Genomic DNA, 19,438 nt, shown 5'->3' on the forward strand with positions numbered 1-19,438 from the left:
AGAGGCTCGCGGGAATTTACGATTTATGATTCCGGGATTCTAAGATTTTGATATTTCGTTATTTTTCAGTGCATTTTGTTTGTCGGGGTTAATATTTATTTGTACTTTTGTGCCCGTATTAGAAAAATATAATGTCTAATTTATTAGAGGACAAGCATTTATTATTATGACAGAAGAACAAAAAGAAATGCAAGTGGAACTTGCACAAGAAGAAACCAAGAAAGCTGCTCCGGTAGCAACAACAAGTGCCGAGGCTGATGACAATTTTGATTGGGAAGCCTATGCAAATGATGATGTAATCCCCGCATCTGAAAAAGAAGAATTAGTAAACAGGTATGCTGAAACTCTTTCATCAGTAGTTGAGAAAGAAGTTGTTGAAGGTACTGTTATCTCGATGAACAAGAGAGAAGTCGTTGTAAACATCGGTTACAAGTCAGACGGTATCATTTCATTGAATGAATTCCGTTACGATCCGGAATTGAAAGTGGGAGATAAAGTAGAAGTTTACGTTGAGACTCAAGAAGACAAAAAAGGTCAGTTGACTCTTTCTCACAAGAAAGCAAGAGCTTTACGTAGCTGGGATCGTGTTAATGCTGCGTTGGAAAACGACGAGATTATCAAAGGATTTGTTAAATGTCGCACGAAGGGCGGTATGATCGTTGACGTATTCGGTATCGAGGCATTCTTACCGGGTTCTCAGATCGATGTTAAGCCGATTCGTGACTATGATATTTATGTTGGGAAGACGATGGAATTCAAGGTGGTTAAAATCAACCAAGAGTTCAAGAACGTTGTTGTATCTCACAAGGCTCTTATCGAGGCAGAGTTGGAACAGCAGAAGAAAGACATCATCTCCAAACTTGAAAAAGGACAGGTACTTGAAGGTACCGTTAAGAATATCACTTCTTACGGGGTATTCATCGATTTGGGTGGCGTAGACGGATTGATCCACATTACCGACCTTTCTTGGGGCCGCGTAAATCACCCGAACGAGATCGTGGAATTAGACCAGAAGTTGAATGTTGTTATTCTTGACTTCGATGACGAGAAGAAACGTATCGCTCTTGGTTTGAAACAATTGACTCCGCACCCGTGGGATGCTTTGAGCGCAGACTTGAAGGTAGGTGACCGCGTGAAAGGTAAAGTAGTTGTTATGGCTGATTACGGTGCTTTCGTTGAGATTGCCCCGGGCGTTGAAGGTTTAATTCACGTTTCAGAGATGTCATGGTCACAACATTTGCGTTCCGCTCAAGATTTCATGAAAGTAGGAGATGAGGTAGAGGCTGTAGTTCTTACTTTGGATCGTGACGAGAGAAAGATGTCTTTGGGTATCAAGCAATTGAAAAACGACCCGTGGCAAAATATCGAAGAGAAGTATGCTGTTGGTACGAAACATAAAGCTATCGTGCGTAACTTCACGAACTTCGGAGTATTCGTTGAGATCGAGGAAGGTGTTGACGGTTTGATCCACATCTCTGATTTGTCTTGGACGAAGAAAGTGAAACACCCGGCCGAGTTTACCCAGATTGGAGCCGATATTGATGTAGTTGTTCTTGAAATTGACAAGGATAACAGAAGATTGAGCTTAGGTCACAAGCAATTGGAAGAGAATCCTTGGGATGTATTCGAAACCATCTTCACGGTTGATTCTATCCACGAAGGTACGATTACCGAAATCTTCGATAAGGGTGCCGTTATCGCATTGCCTTACGGCGTAGAAGGATTCGCAACTCCTCGCCACTTGGTAAAAGAAGACGGTTCTCAGGCTAAGGTTGACGAGAAATTGCCGTTCAAGGTGATCGAATTCAACAAGGGTGCCAAGAGAATCATTCTTTCTCACTCTCGTATTTTCGAAGACGAGCAGAAAGCTACCGATAACGCGAAGAAGAAAGATGAGGCTAGCGCAACTAAAAAAGCAGTGAAGAAAGTGAAAGAGAAACTGGAGAAAACCACTTTGGGTGACATCACCGAGTTGGCTGCTTTGAAAGACCAAATGGAAGCTAGAGAAGAAGAAGAAAAGAATAATAACTAGTGAAGTTTGAGCTAACTATATTAGGGTGCGGTTCTGCTGTACCCACGCTTCAACGAAATGCTGCCGCTCAAGTGCTTAATGTACTTGAGCGGTACTTTCTTATTGACTGCGGGGAGGGAACCCAGCAGCAATTGCGGCGTTTCAAGGTGCCGTATAACAAGATCAATCATATTTTTATTTCCCATTTGCACGGGGATCATTTTTTCGGTTTGATCGGTTTGTTGTCCAGTCTTTCTTTGCAGGACAGGAAAGCCGAATTGCACGTTTACTCGGACAAGCGTTTGCAAGAGATTATCGAGTTTCAGTTGAAAGTGATGAATACCCGTTTGAATTTTCCCTTGATTTTTCATCATTTGGAACGGGAACCCGCTTTGATTTATGAAGACAAAGCGTTGACCGTGCGTACTTTTCCTTTGAAACATCGTTATGATGCTCCCGTGACAGGTTTTTTATTTACCGAGAAAGAACGGGAAAGAACGATTCGCCGGGATATGACGGATGCTTTCCAAGTGCCGGTGGCTTTCATGCACCGGCTGAAAAAGGGCGAGGATTTCGTGACTCCCGATGGAGAGGTGATCGCTAATTGCCGCTTGACGATGGCTCCTCCTGCTGTCCGATCCTACGCTTACATGACCGACACGTTGTTCCGGGAGTGTTTTGCCGAACACGTGAAAGGTGTGGATTTACTTTATCATGAATCCACTTACGGGAACGAGTTTGAAGATTTAGCTAAAGAAACATTCCACAGTACCGCGGGGCAAGCGGCGCGAATGGCTCTACTTGCCGAAGCAAAGCACCTCCTGCTGGGACATTTTTCATCCCGTTATCCCGATCCTACCCCTTTGTTGAAACAAGCCCGGGAGATTTTCCCGAACACGGATTTGTGTTATGACGGGGCTGTATTCGAGTTACCCGTGGCGAAACGAGGGTAAGGCTGGAAATGTTTTTCATGATAATTGATTTGTTCGGTTTGGATTTTGATGTTATTTCGTATATTTGTCCTAATGGTGTGAAATTTGGGCAGCATGATAGATGAAGAGTTGATTTTATCCGGAGTGAATCGTAAAAATGAAAAGGCTTGGGCAAGTCTTTATGAGCATTTTTATGCGGCATTGTGTGTGTACGTGAACCGGATATTGAAGGGATCGGAGAGTACAGAAGATTTAGTACAAGAAGTTTTTATCGCCATTTGGAGTTCGGATAAGAAATTCGAATCTTTGCAGGATTTGACCCGTTATTTGTACAGGGCATGTTATAATAACGCATTGGTGTTTGTACGGAATAATCAGATTCATGATACGATTTTGAATTCGATAGGAGCAACGGAAGAGTCGACCGTTGATGATGTATATGCTTTGACTGTTCGGGAAGAGGTTACAAGGCAATTATATATGTATATCGAACAGTTGCCGCCGGAACAGAAAAAAGTGATCCTAATGAGTATCGAGGGATATTCGTGGGATGAGATCGCGGAAAAATTAGGGATAAGTGTAAATACCGTGAAAACGCATAAAAGTCGTGGTTTCAAGTCGTTGCGTTCAAAACTTCAAGATTCTGTCTGTCTTTTTTTAATTTAATTGGAAAAAAATGGCTGGTCATGTCATCTGAAATCGAGAGTTATGTATTATAGAAATACATAACGAGATGATAACAGATGATGAAGAAAAATATATATGATGATGCTTCTTTGATTAGAAAATCTTTGCTGGAAGATTTGGAAGAAGGAGAGCAAAAGGAGTTGGGACAATTGCTGGATAATCCGGAAATACAAGAAGTGTACGGGCAATTAAGTGATCCCGTGTATCTGAAAAAGCAGTTTATCGAATACGAGAATTATTCCGGTAAGAAAGGGTATACTGTTTTTAAAGAGAAGATAAATCGAGCCAGAAGAGTCAGAATGATCCGTTGGGGAGCGGCTGTCGCTGCCGTGTGGGTGATTGCTTTAGGTATCATGTTGTGGATGATATCGGGTGAGAAGAATGGTGACGAGAAAGGATTGCCTGTTGCTTCGAATATTATCCCGGCCGGAGAGAAACGGGCTAGATTGACGTTGGCAGACGGGAGTACCGTAATGATAGCGGAAACAAGTACACGGGTGTTGAAAGAAAAAGGAGCCCGTATTGAATACAAGAACGGGGAGATTTTTTATAATACAGAAATAAAAACCACGGAGATCGTTTATAACGAGTTAGAGGTTCCAAGGGGCGGAGAGTGTATTATTACGTTGGATGACGGAACAAAGGTATGGGTTAACGCGGAAACCAAGCTTAAATATCCGGTGTCTTTTGCTGGCGAACAACGGGAGGTTATCTTGGAAGGGGAAGCTTTTTTTGAAGTAGTGAAAGACAAGAAACCTTTTATCGTGAAGACTTCTTTTGGGGACGTGAGGGTTTTAGGTACCGCATTCGGGATAAATGCCTATGTCGACCAGCCGGAAGGTTATACCACGTTGGTAAGAGGAAAGGTAAGTGTGACGGCAGGAGCAGGTGAACCGTTGGTTATTCAGCCCGGGGAGCAGGTGGTATCGTCTAAGGACGGGAAAACGCGGAAACAGGAGGTGAACGTGGACGAATTCGTAGGGTGGAAAGACGGGATATACGTGTTCCGGGATAAAAAACTGGTTGATATTATGAATACCTTGGAGAGATGGTATAATATATCCGTTCTTTTTGAAGATGAAAGTCTGAAAAGCCTGTTATTTACAGGTAATTTGAAACGTTATGATGATATTAATGTATTTTTCGACGCTTTATCCCGCACGGGGGATTTGAAGTATCGGGTGGAAAGAAATCACGTGATTTTATATAAATAAACTAAAACGAGATAACGGACGACAAATTTCTCAGGTTCGCAGCCCATTATCTCATCTTAACAAGTAATTTACAAATATATGAAAAAAAATCAATGTTTGAAGTGGAAATGGCTTTTTAAATGGAGAAGCTTTTTTCACGTGCTGGGTTTAACAATGGTACTGTCATTGGGAAGTTTCTCGGGATATGGGGCGAGAAACGTACAAGACACTATTTCCTTGGATTTGAAAGAGGTAAAATTGGAGAAATTCGTGGAGGTGATGAAAGAGAAGACCGGGTTGAATTTCTTGTATAATTCCTCTCTGTTTAAGGGTATGGAGCCGATTTCTGTCGTTGCTAAAGGAGAACCGTGGGAAACGGTGTTGCGGGGGGTGTTAGATAAAGTCGGTTTCATGTATGACGTGAAAGATGAAATTGTTGTTATCAAGCGAGTGCCAACGGAGGATAAAAATGGACAAGAGAAACGTTCCAGAATGATCAAAGGAAGGGTTACTGATGCAAATAAAGAGCCGCTCCCGGGAGTAACGGTGTTATTCAAGGGAACAACGGTCGGGACAGCAACAAACACGAATGGGGAATTTTCGTTGAATGTTGTAGAGGGAATTGATACGTTAGTAGTTACTTTCGTGGGGATGAAAACTCAGTATCTGCGTTTAGTGGAGGGAAAAACGGAATACCGAATTCAAATGCAGGAAGACGTCGAGACATTGGAAGATGTTGTGGTAACGGGATATGGTAACGTGTCAAAGGGGAATTACACGGGGGCGTCTACCAACGTGAAAGTTGCCGAGGTGATGATGGCCGGAGTTTCTTCTATTGACCAGATGTTGCAAGGTGTTGTACCCGGAATGTTGGTAAGGAATACAAGCGGACAGGTCGGGGCGACGTCTAAAATCCGAGTACGGGGTACTTCCACGTTGTTGGGGAGCCAAGAACCGGTCTGGGTGGTCGACGGGGTAGTACAACGGGATCCTCAGCCTTTCAATTCGGATGATAACACGAAGTTCACGATGGATGCCGATGACATCAGGCAATTGGCGGGGAACGCAATTTCTTGGTTGAATCCGTATGATATAGAGACGATCACGGTGCTGAAGGATGCTTCCGCTACTGCAATTTACGGTTCAAAGGCGGCGAATGGCGTGATAGTGATCACGACAAAGAAAGCGAAGCAAGGGCAACTTGCCGTGAATTATAACGGTAGTTTTTCTATCGGGCAACGTCCTCGTTACGGGTTGTATGACCGGATGAATTCAGCCGAGCATATGCAATTTTCGAAAGATATATATGGTGAACATCGTAAGTATACTTCCCGAATTTTGCCTATCGGTTACGCCGGGTTGGTACAGAAATTGACAAATAAGGAAATTACGGTGGAGGAGATGGATAAGGAATACCAGAAAATGGCACGCCAAAATACGGATTGGTTTAAGTTGTTATTCCGGAATTCATTTAATCATTCCCATGCAATCAGTATTAGCGGAGGATCTGAAAAATTGATGAATAGGACTTCTTTTAGTTTCACGGAAGAAAAAGGAGAGGCAAAAGGGAATGAGGTTACTTCGTTTACCGCCACTTCAAACACGACGGCTATTTTCGGGGAGAGTCTGATTGCTAATTTGTTGTTGAAAGGAACGATCCGGGAGGTCGACGGTTTTGCTTACGGGGTAGATCCTTTTAATTATGCCTACAATACGACCCGGGTTATTCCGGCATACAACGAGGATGGTTCATTGTATTATCACGGAAAAAGAGGGACCGCTAGTTATGCAATGCCGAATAAAGATGTATATGATTATAATATTATGAATGAGTTGGATAACACGGGGAGTTCAAACAGCACGAGAACTTGGGGAACAACGATCGATTTGAAGTGGAAACTTTTGCCCGGGTTGGAATATCAAGGATTGTTTTCCTATACTTCATCTTCTGCTAATTCAAAGAAGTATGCCAGTGAGCGTTCGTTTTATATCACACAGATGCGCGGCTACGAATTCGGGACAGTTCAAGCGAACAGCACGGAAATGAAATCGTCTCCACTGCCTTTTGGCGGGTTGCTGGAAATGGATTTGGTAAACACGACGACGATTACCGTTCGGAATAGTTTGGTGTATGACCGTTTATTTCAGGATAAACATCGGTTGACCTTACAACTTGGGATAGAAACGAATTCTGTAAAAACAAAAGGTGAAACAACGAAACGTTATGGTTATTTGCCGGAACGGGGAGAGACTTTTGCCGTGCCTCCCGCCACTTATTTAAACGGAAACCGCACAATGGATAACATGACGATTGCAACAGGAAGTGCTTCTGTAATCAATCGGCTCGAGAACGAGTTGAGCGAGTATGCTTCAGCTATTTACACGTATGATAATCGTTACGTGGTGAATCTGAATGCCCGTTTGGATGCATCGAACCGATTTTCCCAAGATAAAAATAAACGGGTGGAACCTACATGGTCTGCTGGGGTGAAATGGCGAGTGAAACAAGAGGTGTTCGCGGGTGATTGGTGGTGGTTGAATAATTTGGATTTATACGGTTCATACGGTTATCAAGGTAACGCGGTACCTTCGGTATCTCCTTATTTGATTGCCTCGACCGGGACACTGAATCATTTGTATCAATCGTATATTATGGAAGTGAAATCGTTGCCCTATCCGGAGCTTGGATGGGAAAAGACGAAAACGTACAATTTCGGAGTGGATGCTTCCTTGTTGAAAGGACGATTGAATTTCACGTTCAATTATTTTGATAAAAAGAGTTATGTACTCGCTTCGCGTAATGTTCCTTACGAGAATGGAATGGGAAATAGCGTGGTGTCCGGTTCTAATATGAAGAATTACGGGTATGATTTCGTGATTGAGGTTGTTCCCGTGCAAACGAAGGATTTTAGTTGGCATCTTTCATTGAATACTTCGGTTACCCGTAATAAAGTGGAAAAGAATCAGCGAGTGAATCAATTGAGTGATTATCTCAACGGGACAAGTATCGTGAACGGTAGACCGTTTTCGACGTTTTATTCTTATGAATTTGATAAATTGGATTCCGAGGATGGTCGACCGCTGTTCAAAAATATGGATATCGAGGGTGCTGACAGTGCTTTGGATTTTTTAGTCGAATCCGGGAAGTTTACGCCGGACTTTTCCGGTGGACTGAATACCATGTTCAAGTACAAAAGTTGGTCACTGTACGCTTTGTTCGCGGTACAATGGGGAGGGCATGGACGTTTGCCCGAGTTATATCCGGGAGCCTCTGTTCAGGTGAATGGTCTTCCGATGCCGGAACAGAATGTTTCCCGGAAATTGATAAATCGTTGGAAAACACAAGGAGACGAGGCACGGACGAGTATACCTTCCTTGCCGGGGCTTGGAAATGAGAAAATAGATATACCTGTAACTACAGAGTCAACGAGTACCTTGGAGAATCTTTATCATTTGTATAATTTATCGGATCAACTGGTGGCGAACACGGATTTTATCCGTTGTCGTTCGCTCTCATTGGCCTACGAGTTGAATCCCCAGTGGTTGAAACGGTTATATATCCAACGTATGCAGGTAAAAGCGAGTATGACGAATCCGTTTATATGGGTTTTCGACAAGAAATGGGACGGGTTGGACCCGGAAACAGGGAATTGGCCGGCTCGTCGGATTACCTCTTTGTCTATACAAATAGCATTTTAGTAGTTGGAAATTTAAAATGATAGGACATGAAGATATTTAGAATATTACAGATAATGAGTTTAATCGGGGTGTTGATCCCGATGGGGTGTTCCGATTTTTTGGAAAAGAAATCTCAAGACGAGGTGATCGTGACAACGGTATCGGATTTTGATGAATTTCTATTGGGCTCCGGGTATGTTACTTATGTACAGTATGCAAATCTTTATTTTTTGGATGATGATATTGAATATTATGAATCAGAGTATTATGATGAGTTGTCCGATGTGATGGCTTCTTATGGTTTTCAATCTTGGCAACCGGATATGTGGGAGAGTGAAGAAGTTATTCGGACTAATTGGGAAACTTACACTAGTACATATTCTCGTATCATGGGTGTTAATGCTGTTTTGGATGGAATTGACAAAGCAAGAGGGGAGATCGAGGCTCGTGATCAGGTGAAAGCGGAGGCTTTGGCTTTGCGGGGGTACTATTATTTTATGTTGGTGAATACCTTTGGTGAACCTTATAATTATAATAAAAAAGCATTGGGAGTTCCTCTTAAGCTTTCCGCTGATATAGAGGAGAATGGGATGCCCCGAAATACAGTAGAAGAGGTTTACATGCAGATCGTAGAAGATTTAAGAGAATCGTCAGCTTTGTTTGAAAAATACCCGAAACGAAGGGGAAATTACCGTATTAATTTACCGACGGTTAATATCTTGTTATCCCGGGTATATTTACATATGGAACGATGGGATAGCGTGATCGTGGCAGCGAATAAAGCTATTCAATATTCCGAAGGCTTGACCGACTACACGAAATTTAGCGGGAGTAACTTTTTCATGTGTTCTTACGATCATTCGGAAGTAGAATGGATTTATGGTGTCGGAGTGAATATCCAGTTTTTTGGTCCCTCGGCTGATCTTCTTTCAAGGTATGATAAAAATGATTGTCGACCCGGGATGTGGTTTGATATGGGCGAATATTCGACCAATCGTTTATTAAAAAAGGATTATGATTGGATGAGTGGATCCGCTACTCCCGTGAATACGGTTCGGATTTCCGAAGCTTATTTGAATCGTGCGGAAGCTTACGTGCAAAAGGGGATGACGGGTGAGGCTTTGGCGGATTTGAACGAGGTGCGCTGTAACCGGATTACGGGATACACGAATATAGAGAATGTCCCGGCAAATTTGTTGGAGGAAGTACGTTTGGAACGACGTTTGGAATTGTGTTTTGACGAGCAACGGTGGTTTGATTTACGTCGTTATGGGATGCCTTCTATTACACATAGATATCGTTATCGAAAAAGCGATCCGTGGGTAATATACACGTTGCGTGAGAAAGACCCGTTGTACACGCTTCCTCTACCCAATGAGGCAATACGAAATAACGTTAGACTGGAGCAAAATGCTTCGGCTTACGAACCCAAGAGATCGGGGGTTGAAGAATGACAAGATTAAAAAAATGATGTAGTATGAAAAAGATATATTGGTTGATGTTTGTGGCACTGGGAATGTTGGCTTGTGCCGAGGATAGCAAGTTGGGGGAAATACCTTCGTTGACACAGGAATATACTTTACCGCAAGGAAATTCTCCCGCGGATGACCGTATCGTGGATTTGCATGATAAATACGGGACGTTTGTTTTGTACGAGTATATAGAAGCGGATTTGAAATGGTTGCAGGTGGACGTGAATAATACTTGGGGCGATTACGAGTATACTCAGCCGAATCCGCTATACGCGGGAAATGTTTTGGATCTATTGGGAGAATGTTGGTTTAGATTTTATCCGGCAGAATTTCATGAGAAATTTATGCCTTACAAGATATTTCTGACCTCAACCTTGAAATATGTGTCTTTCACGGGAGCTGAAACGATGATGAATAGCCGTGTTGTTCAGACTCAAATGGTTGTCAGTCATTGTTCGGAGGAGGTGAAGAATATGACTCAAGCGGATAAGGTTGCTTTTAAAAATGATTTACAATCCAAACTTTGGGGAAGTTGGCTTTCAAAATTTGATATTCCCGGGGAGTTTTATGGTGTAAGTAATTATTACGGTAAGGCTAGTTCTGATCCAACGAATTGGAATTATGCCCGAGAGAGAGGTTTTGTTGCTGATAGCAAAGGTACGGAATGGAGTACGCAAGACCCATGGCCTTCTTCAACTCTAAGTGAAAGTGCCGATCTGGATGCTTTTTTAAGTGGAATGCGCAACCGGACTTCGGAGGAGTGGGCTGAAGATTTGACGTATCCTCTGGTAAAAAAGAAATATGATATTCTGAGGAATTATTTTTTAGAGAAGTTCAATTTTGATATACAGAAGATAGGGGATGCAAATGCGGTAACCGAATAGTAATGTGTTTCTATGATATATTGGAAATAAATCATTGTATGTTTAAATCTTAAATTTTAGGAAATGAGAAAATTTTATGTGCTATTGCTAATACTAGCAATAATGGCTCCTTGTATGCTTACATTTGGGGCAGATAGAAAGAGGAAAAAAGACAAAACAGAACAAAAAAGTGAAGAGGTAGTTAAAAAGAAAAGTAAGTATGATGAGTTGTTAAAAAAGCCTAATGTGGTGACTGCTAAAGGCGATTTTGTAACCGTACATAAGATTGGAGGTAAGATTTATTTCGAATATCCGTTAAAATACATGGGACGGGATGTATTGTTGGGAGGTACAGTATCGGCAACTTCCGAACCGATGTTCGTGAATTTGGGATTCAAGTATCAGAACCCGATGTTGCTGGAAGTCGTGATACAGGACTCTACTGTTTTCTTTAATAAGAAGAATGTTGCTTATTCACGAGGCACGGATGAGGCTTGGGCTCGTAAAGCTGTGGAAAGAAATTTCATCCCGCGTTTATACAAGCGTTTCCCTGTTGCGGCTTATAATATCGATAGCACGGCGGTGGTAATTGACGTGACGGAACTTTTAAATAATAACCCGGAACTTTCTCCTGAAGGATATACCGGTATGTTTAAAAATACCCTTATGAAAGAATCCTCGTTCTTCGGGAAAGTAAAAGCTTTCGAGGATAATGTTTCCGTGGAGATAAACCAAGAGGTGCAGATCGGTATGGAGTTCGCTATTTTTAAAGCGTCTTTGGGAAAAGTTTCAACCCGTTCGGTTATCTCAATGCTTTTATTACCGGAAAAGAAAATGAATCCTCGTGTTCAAGATTCTCGTGTAGGAATATTTCCGACTTATAACGGTAGTCACGAAAACGGGACTCTTCCCTTTCGAGAAATTTCGCAGACAGAGGATGGATTACGTTTATATAATCTAGCTAATCGTTGGCGTTTAGAACCGAAAGACATCAAGGCGTGGGAGCGTGGTGAGTTGGTGGAACCCGTGAAGCCGATCGTGTGGTACGTGGATGACGCTTTTCCCGATGAGTGGAGAGAACCGATCAAAGCGGGTGTTTTGATCTGGAATCAAGCTTTCGAGAAGATCGGTTTCAAGAATGCGATTCAAGTTCGTGATTTCCCCGTGAATGACCCGAGTTTTGATCCGGATAACCTGAAATATTCTTGCTTGCGTTATTTGCCTACTCCGGACGCTAATGCTATGGGGCCTTCTTGGGTGGATCCGACAACCGGAGAGATTGTTAACGCTTCGGTTATCGTCTATAATAATATTATACAGTTGATTAATAATTGGCGTTTCGTGCAGACCGCACAGGTAGATTCCAGAGTTCGGGCGAAAAAGATGCCGAAGGATGTTATGGACGAATCGATAGCTTACGTGATCGCCCACGAGATCGGGCACACGTTAGGATTGATGCACAATATGGCAGGGTCGGCAGCTATACCGGTGGATTCTTTACGTTCGGCAAGTTTCACTCGTGAATACGGGACGACGGCTTCCATTATGGACTACGCTCGTTTTAATTACGTGGCGCAACCCGGTGACAAAGGGGTGAAATTGACACCCCCGGGGCTGGGCGTGTATGACGAGTATGTTATCAAGTGGTTGTATAGTCCGATTCCTCAAGCCAAGGATATGTGGGAAGAAGCCGCTATCGCTGAAAAATGGATTGACGAGAAAGCGGGAGATCCTTACTATCGTTATGGACGGCAACAGATAAGTAATCGTTACGACCCCAGTGCTTTTGAGGAGGATTTGGGTGACGATCCCGTAAAGGCAGGAACGTACGGTATTAAGAATTTAAAGTATATTCTTGAAAATATGAATGAATGGATCAAGGACGACGAGGATTTGAGATATCGTTCCGGGATTTATTTGCAGATTCAGCAACAATATTTCCGTTATTTGATGAACGTATTGTATCAGGTAGGAGGTATATACCTGACACAAGTGAAAGACGGGACGGACGGGGAGCCGGTAAGGGCATTGGATCGCAAAAAACAAAAAGAATCATTAGCTTGGGTAATAAACGAGTTACTTCACAGTGAATGGATTAATGCCCCGCAATTATCCGATAAATTTGATTTGGATATAAGTGCATCAGCTAATATAATTAATCGGGTTTCATATTCCTTTTTGTCGACATTGGCAACGAACGTAACCCTCTCTTCGCACGTTTCAAAAGAAAAAGTGCCTTACTCGGTTCGGGAATATTACGATGATTTATACTTGAAGATATTTGCCCCTACAATACAAGGGCGGAAATTAACAACAACCGAAAAAGCTTTACAGAATGCATTTCTGCTTTCCGGATTTAGTGCCGGTGGTGGAGGGTGTATGGCTGCTTTGACGAACGATTCGCGTTTCGTCCCGTCGGAAATGTCGCCATTACCTTCTTTGGATGAGATACGAGCTTATGGTTTGGATGAATCCGGAGTATCAAAAATATGGTATGAACAGTTGCAGCAAATTGAAGCACGTTACGGGAAGGGTTCCGTAGCACGTGCCTTGTTTGATAATAATTTTGGACGTTATGTATCACCGTTTCAAAATACGGTTTTCGTGGACGCTATCAGTGAACTCGGGTACTATAATATCGTGATGCTACGAAAAGTGCGTGATTTGGTAAAAGGAAAAGTTGCCACGGCTCACCGTGATGATAAGGCGTATTACGAGGGATTATTGATTAAATTGAATAAGTTTTTCAAATAGATATAAAATGTTTTTGTGTTTGAAAGGTCGTGTCTGTCTGGCACGACCTTTGTCTATCGACTATATGGTAACGAGGGGTGTTGTATTGTGAAAATGAATTCAGATTTGAGATAAATAAATTGCTCCCGGTTTTGATTTAATACCGATATTGATAGTACCATTTTTGTTTTCGGGTATTCTATACGTGTGGAAAAAAGTGTGATAATTTTTTACTCAAAACAATATTGTATGGAAAAATCAATCGTAAAAGTAGAACATCTGTCTCATCGATACAGTGTTCAATGGGCTATCCGGGATATTAATTTCGAGATAACGGAAAATGGAATTTATGGTTTGCTCGGTTCTAACGGGGCGGGGAAATCAACCACGATGAATATCATGTGCGGGGTGTTGAAGCAGACAGAGGGGGACGTTTACATCAAGGGCGTGAGCATGCGTGACAATCCGGTAGAAGCAAAAAAGCATATCGGTTTCCTGCCGCAGAAACCCCCGTTGTATGGTGATTTGACAGTGGAGGAGTTTCTGGCGTTCACGGCGAATATCCGTCGTATTCCGGAAGACGAAGTCGCGGGAGCGGTGAAAAGTGTAATGGAACGTTGTGGGGTAGGCCATTTCCGGAAGCGGTTGATTCGTAACTTGTCGGGCGGTTACCAGCAGCGGGTGGGGATTGCGCAGGCGATTATTCACAATCCGGCATTCGTGGTGCTGGACGAGCCGACGAACGGTTTGGATCCGAACCAGATCATAGAGATACGCCACTTGATAAAAGAGATCGGTGAGGATAGAACGGTGATTCTATCGACGCATATTCTGTCGGAGGTACAGGCGACGTGTGATTATATACGGATGATCGAGGAAGGACAGGTAGTCTTTTCCGGCACGGTGGAGGAGTTTGACAATTATATTGTTCCCAGCACGATATTCGTGACTTTGGCGTCAATGCCTTCGGCGGAGGAACTAAAGGTATTGCCCGGGGTGGTGGATGCCGAGAACACGGGTGGCATGAATTACCGGGTAAATTTCTCGGACTCCCGCGAGGCGATCACCAAGATCGTGGAAACAAGCGTGGCTCGCAACTGGCAATTGCTGGAGATTCGTGCCGAGAAGAGTTCTATGGATAACGTGTTCGCCGAGTTGTCCGCCAAGAGTAAGAAACATTAAAATCGAGAATTTATGAAGATGGAATTTAAAATAGCAAAGATGGAATTGCAATCTTTGTTCTTCTCGCCCGTGGCGTGGTTGTTGCTGGTCGTGTTCTCTTATCAGGTCGGAATGACTATTTCTGATTCGTTGGAGGGAATCGTGGTACGCCAAGCGATGGGATACGAGATGTGGAGAGTGACGGGCAGCGTGTTCGCGGGATTAATGGAGTCGATACAAGGCTCTCTTTATTTGTATATTCCCTTGTTGACGATGAATATGATCAGTCGCGACTTGAACGGGGGGACAATAAAGTTGTTGCAGTCGGCGCCTTTACGCAATATTCAGGTGGTAGCCGGTAAATACATGGCTTTGATGGTATTCGGGCTGGCGATGATGGGCGTGATATTGTTTTACGTGATATTCGGTTTGTTCACGATCGAGAATATAGATATTCCTTACGTGTTGACGGGTATTCTGGGACTTTACCTTTTGTTGTGCGCTTATGCCGCTATCGGGTTGTTTGTTTCCAGTCTGACTTCTTATCAAGTGGTGGCGGTGTTCGGTACTTTGATGATTCTCATCCTGTTCAATTACGTGGGCGACGTGGGTCAGAACTACGAGTTCGTGCGGGATATCACTTATTGGCTTTCAATCCGGGGCAGGGTGTTCGAGTTTATTCACGGGTTAATATGCAGCGAAGACGTGCTTTATTTCCTGATCGTGATCGCTATATTCTTGACATGGACAACGCTCCGGTTGATCAACCGGGTGCAGAAGCGGGGATGGACAGTCCGCTGGGGCGCCTACCTTGGTGTATTCGTGTTGGCGATGGGATTGGGGTATCTGAGTTCCCGCCCGATGCTGATGTCGTATTACGATGCCACGAGAACGAAGGGAAATACGCTGAGCGAGGGAAGCCAGAATATCGTGAAGTTACTTGACGGAAAGGTGAAGATCACGACTTACACGAATGTGCTTGACAAGGAGTTTTGGAGCACGCTGCCCGATCATATTAATCATGACATGGGCAATTTCCGTGATTACGTGCGTTTTAAACCGGATATGAAGTTGCGTTACGTTTATTTCTATGACAACGCGGGTAACGAGGAACTGGACGAGCAATATCCCGACTTGAACGACAGAGAACGGGCAGAACGGATATGTGATAATTACGGGATTCCTTTCTCTATTTTCCTGTTGCCGGAGGAGATGAAGAAAATAGAGGATTTGAGCGCGGAGGGCAACAAGACAATACGCGTAATCGAACGGGAGAACGGGCAAAAGTCTTATTTACGTTTCTATTATCACGGGGGATGGAAAGAGTCCCCGATGGAAGGCGAGATTTCCGCCGCATTCAAACGTCTGGTGATGGACGTACCGACGATAGGCTTCCTTACCGGGCATGGTGAACGCGATATCAACCGGGAAGCCGACCGGGAATATAAGCGTATTTCCAGTGACAGGAATATTCGAAGCTCTATGGTGAATCAGGGGTTCGATATAGAGGAAGTGCGAGCGGATCAGGCTATCCCGGACAGTATCAATATACTGGTGATTTCCGAGTTAAGGTCGCCTTTGAGCGAGCGTGAAAAAGTGCATCTGGACGCCTTCGTTGATCGGGGCGGCAATCTCTTTATACTCGGCGGGCCGGGAAGACAGGAACTGATGAACCCGCTTGTCGAGCGGTTCGGTGTCCGCTTTATGCCGGGGCAGCTGGTGCAACCGACAAAAGATCTTCAGGCTGACCTGATACAGGCTTTACCGACGAAAGAAGGAATAAAATTATGGCCGGGGTTGGATATAATCCGGATATACGAGGGCTGTGTTGCCATGCCGGGCTGCGTCGGTTTGGAATACACTCCCGTCGAGGGGGTGACGGTCACGCCGTTGTTTACCACCGACACGGTGGGATGCTGGAACAGGACACGGGGCGCGGACTTCATGCGTGATTCGATTGTTTATGAATCGGAAGCGAGTGACCGTGCCGGAGTTTTCGCCACGGTAATAGCTTTGAGCCGCGACGTGAACGGCAAGCAACAACGTGTAGTTATCTCCGGCAACACGGATTGCTTGAGTAACGGGGAATTTGCCACGGGCAGGCGGGAAGTTCGCAATTTTAATTACGAGTTGGCTCGTTCCGGTTTCTACTGGTTGTCACACGAGGAATTGCCCGTGAATACTTCCCGTGCGGAGCCGATAGACAGGAAATTGAATGTTAGCGAGTCTGCCATGGAGGTATGGAAGATCGTGTTCATGGTAGTTATTCCCGTTATACTCGCGTTTGCCGGAATCTTGATATGGCTTCGGCGCCGGGGACGTTGATACTTAAAATTTAGATTATGAGAATGATATATAAAATAGCGAAAACCGAGTTACAGATGTTGTTTTACTCGCCTATAGCTTGGTTGGTGTTGATCATATTTACTTTTCAATGTGGTTTGATTTTCACGGGTTCCGTCACGATGATCGAGAAACAGCAAGCGATGGGGTACGATCCCATGTTTATCAGTTCCAGTATTTTCGGTCGCCTTTTTTACGAGGTACAGAACTATCTTTTCTTGTACATCCCTTTACTGACGATGGGATTGGTAAGCAAAGATCTTGCCGGGGGAACAATGAAACTTTTGTACTCGTCGCCGATGACGAACGCGCAGATTATCTTGGGTAAATACTTGTCCATGGTGATTTTTGCGCTCGTGTTGGTATCTATTTTTATCGTGTACGTGATATTCAGTCTGTTCGCGGTAGAGAACTTTGATGTATTGCAGATTCTTACCGGGATACTCGGTCTTTTCCTTTTGATATGTACTTATGCAGCCGTCGGGTTGTTTTTCTCGACGCTGACTTCTTACCAGATTATTGCGGCAGTGGCGACTTTAGTATTCCTGACTTTCTTGAACTTCATAGACCGTATCTGGCAGGATATTGATTTCGTTCGCGACGTCACTTTTTGGTTGTCACTTCCGCGGCATGCCGGAACGTTTATAGGCGGGATGATTTGCAGCGAGGAGATCGCTTACTTCATCATGTTCCCCGCCATGTGCGTGTGGTTCTCTATCGTGCGCCTGTCTTCCCGCGTGCAGAAGAGTTCATGGGTGCGGAATTTCGCGAAGTATGCGGGTGTTTTCCTTATCATGGCGATGGTGGCTTACGTGAGTTCCCGTCCCGCCTTGATGGGGTATATCGACACGACACGGGAGAATAGTTTGACGTTGACGCCTAACAGTCAGGAAATAGTGAAGAAGCTGAAGGGCGGACTCACGATCACCACGTACAGTAATTTGCTGGATGAGGACTTCATGAAGGCACTCCCTCGTTACCAGAATAATGACGCGTACCAATTTCGTGAATACCTGCGGTTCAAGCCGGAGATCAAGATGAAATACGTGTATTATTACGATTCGGTTCAGAACACGAAACAGAGAGGTTTTTTGTCTGAATTGCCGATGGAGAGAAGGGCAAAACAGATTGCCGCGTCGTTCAAGATCAAGTTGTCGAGATACTTGACCCCAGAGCAGATCAAGCAGGTGATTGACCTGTCGCCGGAGGACAACCGGTTCGTGCGGCAGGTGGAACGGGAAAGCGGGGAGAAGATGTTCCTGCGGCAGTTCGACGATATGATGAGAGATCCGTCGGAGGCGGAGATTTCTGCCGCGTTCAAACGTATGGTGATGGAGTTGCCTACCGTGGGTTTTCTCACCGGACACGGCGAGAGAAGTATCAGCCGCTACCGGGATCGGGATTATGCCAGCTTTGCTCGAAACAAGCGTTTCCGCTATGCCTTGCTGAATCAAGGTTTTAATGTTCAAGAAGTAACATTGGACGGGAATATTTCCGAGCGGATCAATATTCTGGTGATAGCCGACATGCAACAACCCTTGAGCGAGCCGGAGATGGAACGTCTACAACAATATATCGACCGGGGAGGCAATTTGTTTATCGCGGGAGAGGCGGGCGGACAAGCACGGATGAATCCTCTGGTGCGGCAGTTTGGTGTGGAGTTCACGGATGGAGTACTCGTGAAACCAACAGAGGATTATCAGCCCGATCTAGTGCTGGCGTGGCCGACAGAGGAGGCACGGGAATTATCGTATTTCTTCGGGACGATGATCGAGTGGCGCATGTGTGCCATGATGCCGGGTGCTACCGGGTTGAGATACACGATGGATAAAGGGTTTAAAGTTACGCCGATGTTATTGACGGATTCCACGGGAGTGTGGAATGAACTGGAAACCGTGAATTTCATTGACGATACGGTGCGTTATAATCCGGCGGCAGGGGAGAAGGAACAACAATACACGACACTTTTGGGATTATCCCGTCCGCTGGGAGATCGCGAACAGAAGATCGTGATTCTCGGTGACGCCGATTGTATCGGTAACGCGGAATTATTCAAGTCCCGCGAGGGAATGGAGAACGGCAATTTCTATATCATTCTCGGTTCCTTCCAGTGGCTGTCCGACGGTGAAGCTCCGGTAGACGTGCGTCGCCCGAAAGCAATAGATAATAAACTGTTCCTCGGTAAAACCGGGGTGAAAGTGACGGAGATCGCATTCAAGTGGATTGTACCTGCCGGGTTATTGCTATTGGCTATTTTCGTGTGGATCAGGAGGAGAGGGAGGTAAGTCGAGTCCGGAGGAGTTGATTAATTTTAGATTTTAAATTTTAGATTTTAGATTGAAGGACTTGCTAATTTTAGATTGAC

11 protein-coding genes are annotated in these 19,438 nt (G+C 44.3%); all 11 read left to right on the forward strand.

Annotation, left to right across the window (positions count from 1 at the left end; all coding sequences use genetic code 11):
* The first annotated feature begins 166 nt into the window (after positions 1-166).
* The 11 genes from rpsA (at position 167) to ACK8P8_RS07355 (ending at position 19,358) form a co-directional block, all read left to right on the forward strand.
* The gene (rpsA, locus tag ACK8P8_RS07305) at positions 167-2,032 is read left to right on the forward strand and encodes a 30S ribosomal protein S1 (protein WP_176555063.1); all 1,866 of its coding nucleotides are present in this window, start codon (positions 167-169) and stop codon (positions 2,030-2,032) included.
* Positions 2,032-2,964: a ribonuclease Z gene (locus ACK8P8_RS07310; protein WP_099292321.1), complete on the forward strand. Its 933-nt coding sequence runs from the start codon at positions 2,032-2,034 to the stop codon at positions 2,962-2,964. The genes rpsA and ACK8P8_RS07310 overlap by 1 nt, the downstream gene beginning before the upstream one ends.
* A gap of 93 nt (positions 2,965-3,057) precedes the next feature.
* A complete protein-coding gene (locus tag ACK8P8_RS07315) occupies positions 3,058-3,609 on the forward strand; it encodes an RNA polymerase sigma factor (protein ID WP_099292322.1) in 552 nt (183 codons plus the stop codon).
* 77 nt (positions 3,610-3,686) lie between these two features.
* Entirely contained in the window at positions 3,687-4,844 is a 1,158-nt protein-coding gene (locus ACK8P8_RS07320) for a FecR family protein (protein WP_410025697.1), read from the forward strand.
* 78 nt (positions 4,845-4,922) lie between these two features.
* Positions 4,923-8,522, forward strand: coding sequence for a SusC/RagA family TonB-linked outer membrane protein (locus ACK8P8_RS07325; protein ID WP_410025698.1), 3,600 nt, complete (start codon positions 4,923-4,925; stop codon positions 8,520-8,522).
* A 26-nt stretch (positions 8,523-8,548) separates the two neighbouring features.
* Entirely contained in the window at positions 8,549-9,955 is a 1,407-nt protein-coding gene (locus tag ACK8P8_RS07330; RefSeq protein WP_099292324.1) for a RagB/SusD family nutrient uptake outer membrane protein, read from the forward strand.
* Between the two features lie 23 nt (positions 9,956-9,978).
* A complete protein-coding gene (locus tag ACK8P8_RS07335; protein ID WP_303180499.1) occupies positions 9,979-10,857 on the forward strand; it encodes a hypothetical protein in 879 nt (292 codons plus the stop codon).
* Between the two features lie 114 nt (positions 10,858-10,971).
* Entirely contained in the window at positions 10,972-13,590 is a 2,619-nt protein-coding gene (locus ACK8P8_RS07340) for a zinc-dependent metalloprotease (RefSeq protein WP_410025699.1), read from the forward strand.
* 228 nt (positions 13,591-13,818) lie between these two features.
* On the forward strand, positions 13,819-14,751 hold the full coding sequence (locus tag ACK8P8_RS07345) for an ABC transporter ATP-binding protein (protein WP_099292327.1): 933 nt from the start codon (positions 13,819-13,821) through the stop codon (positions 14,749-14,751).
* A gap of 12 nt (positions 14,752-14,763) precedes the next feature.
* A complete protein-coding gene (locus ACK8P8_RS07350; RefSeq protein WP_410025701.1) occupies positions 14,764-17,055 on the forward strand; it encodes a Gldg family protein in 2,292 nt (763 codons plus the stop codon).
* Between the two features lie 17 nt (positions 17,056-17,072).
* Positions 17,073-19,358, forward strand: coding sequence for a Gldg family protein (locus tag ACK8P8_RS07355; RefSeq protein WP_369860979.1), 2,286 nt, complete (start codon positions 17,073-17,075; stop codon positions 19,356-19,358).
* Positions 19,359-19,438 lie beyond the last annotated feature (80 nt).

Source organism: Butyricimonas muris, from assembly GCF_046365375.1.
In the GTDB taxonomy this organism is placed as follows: Bacteria; Bacteroidota; Bacteroidia; order Bacteroidales; family Marinifilaceae; genus Butyricimonas; species Butyricimonas muris.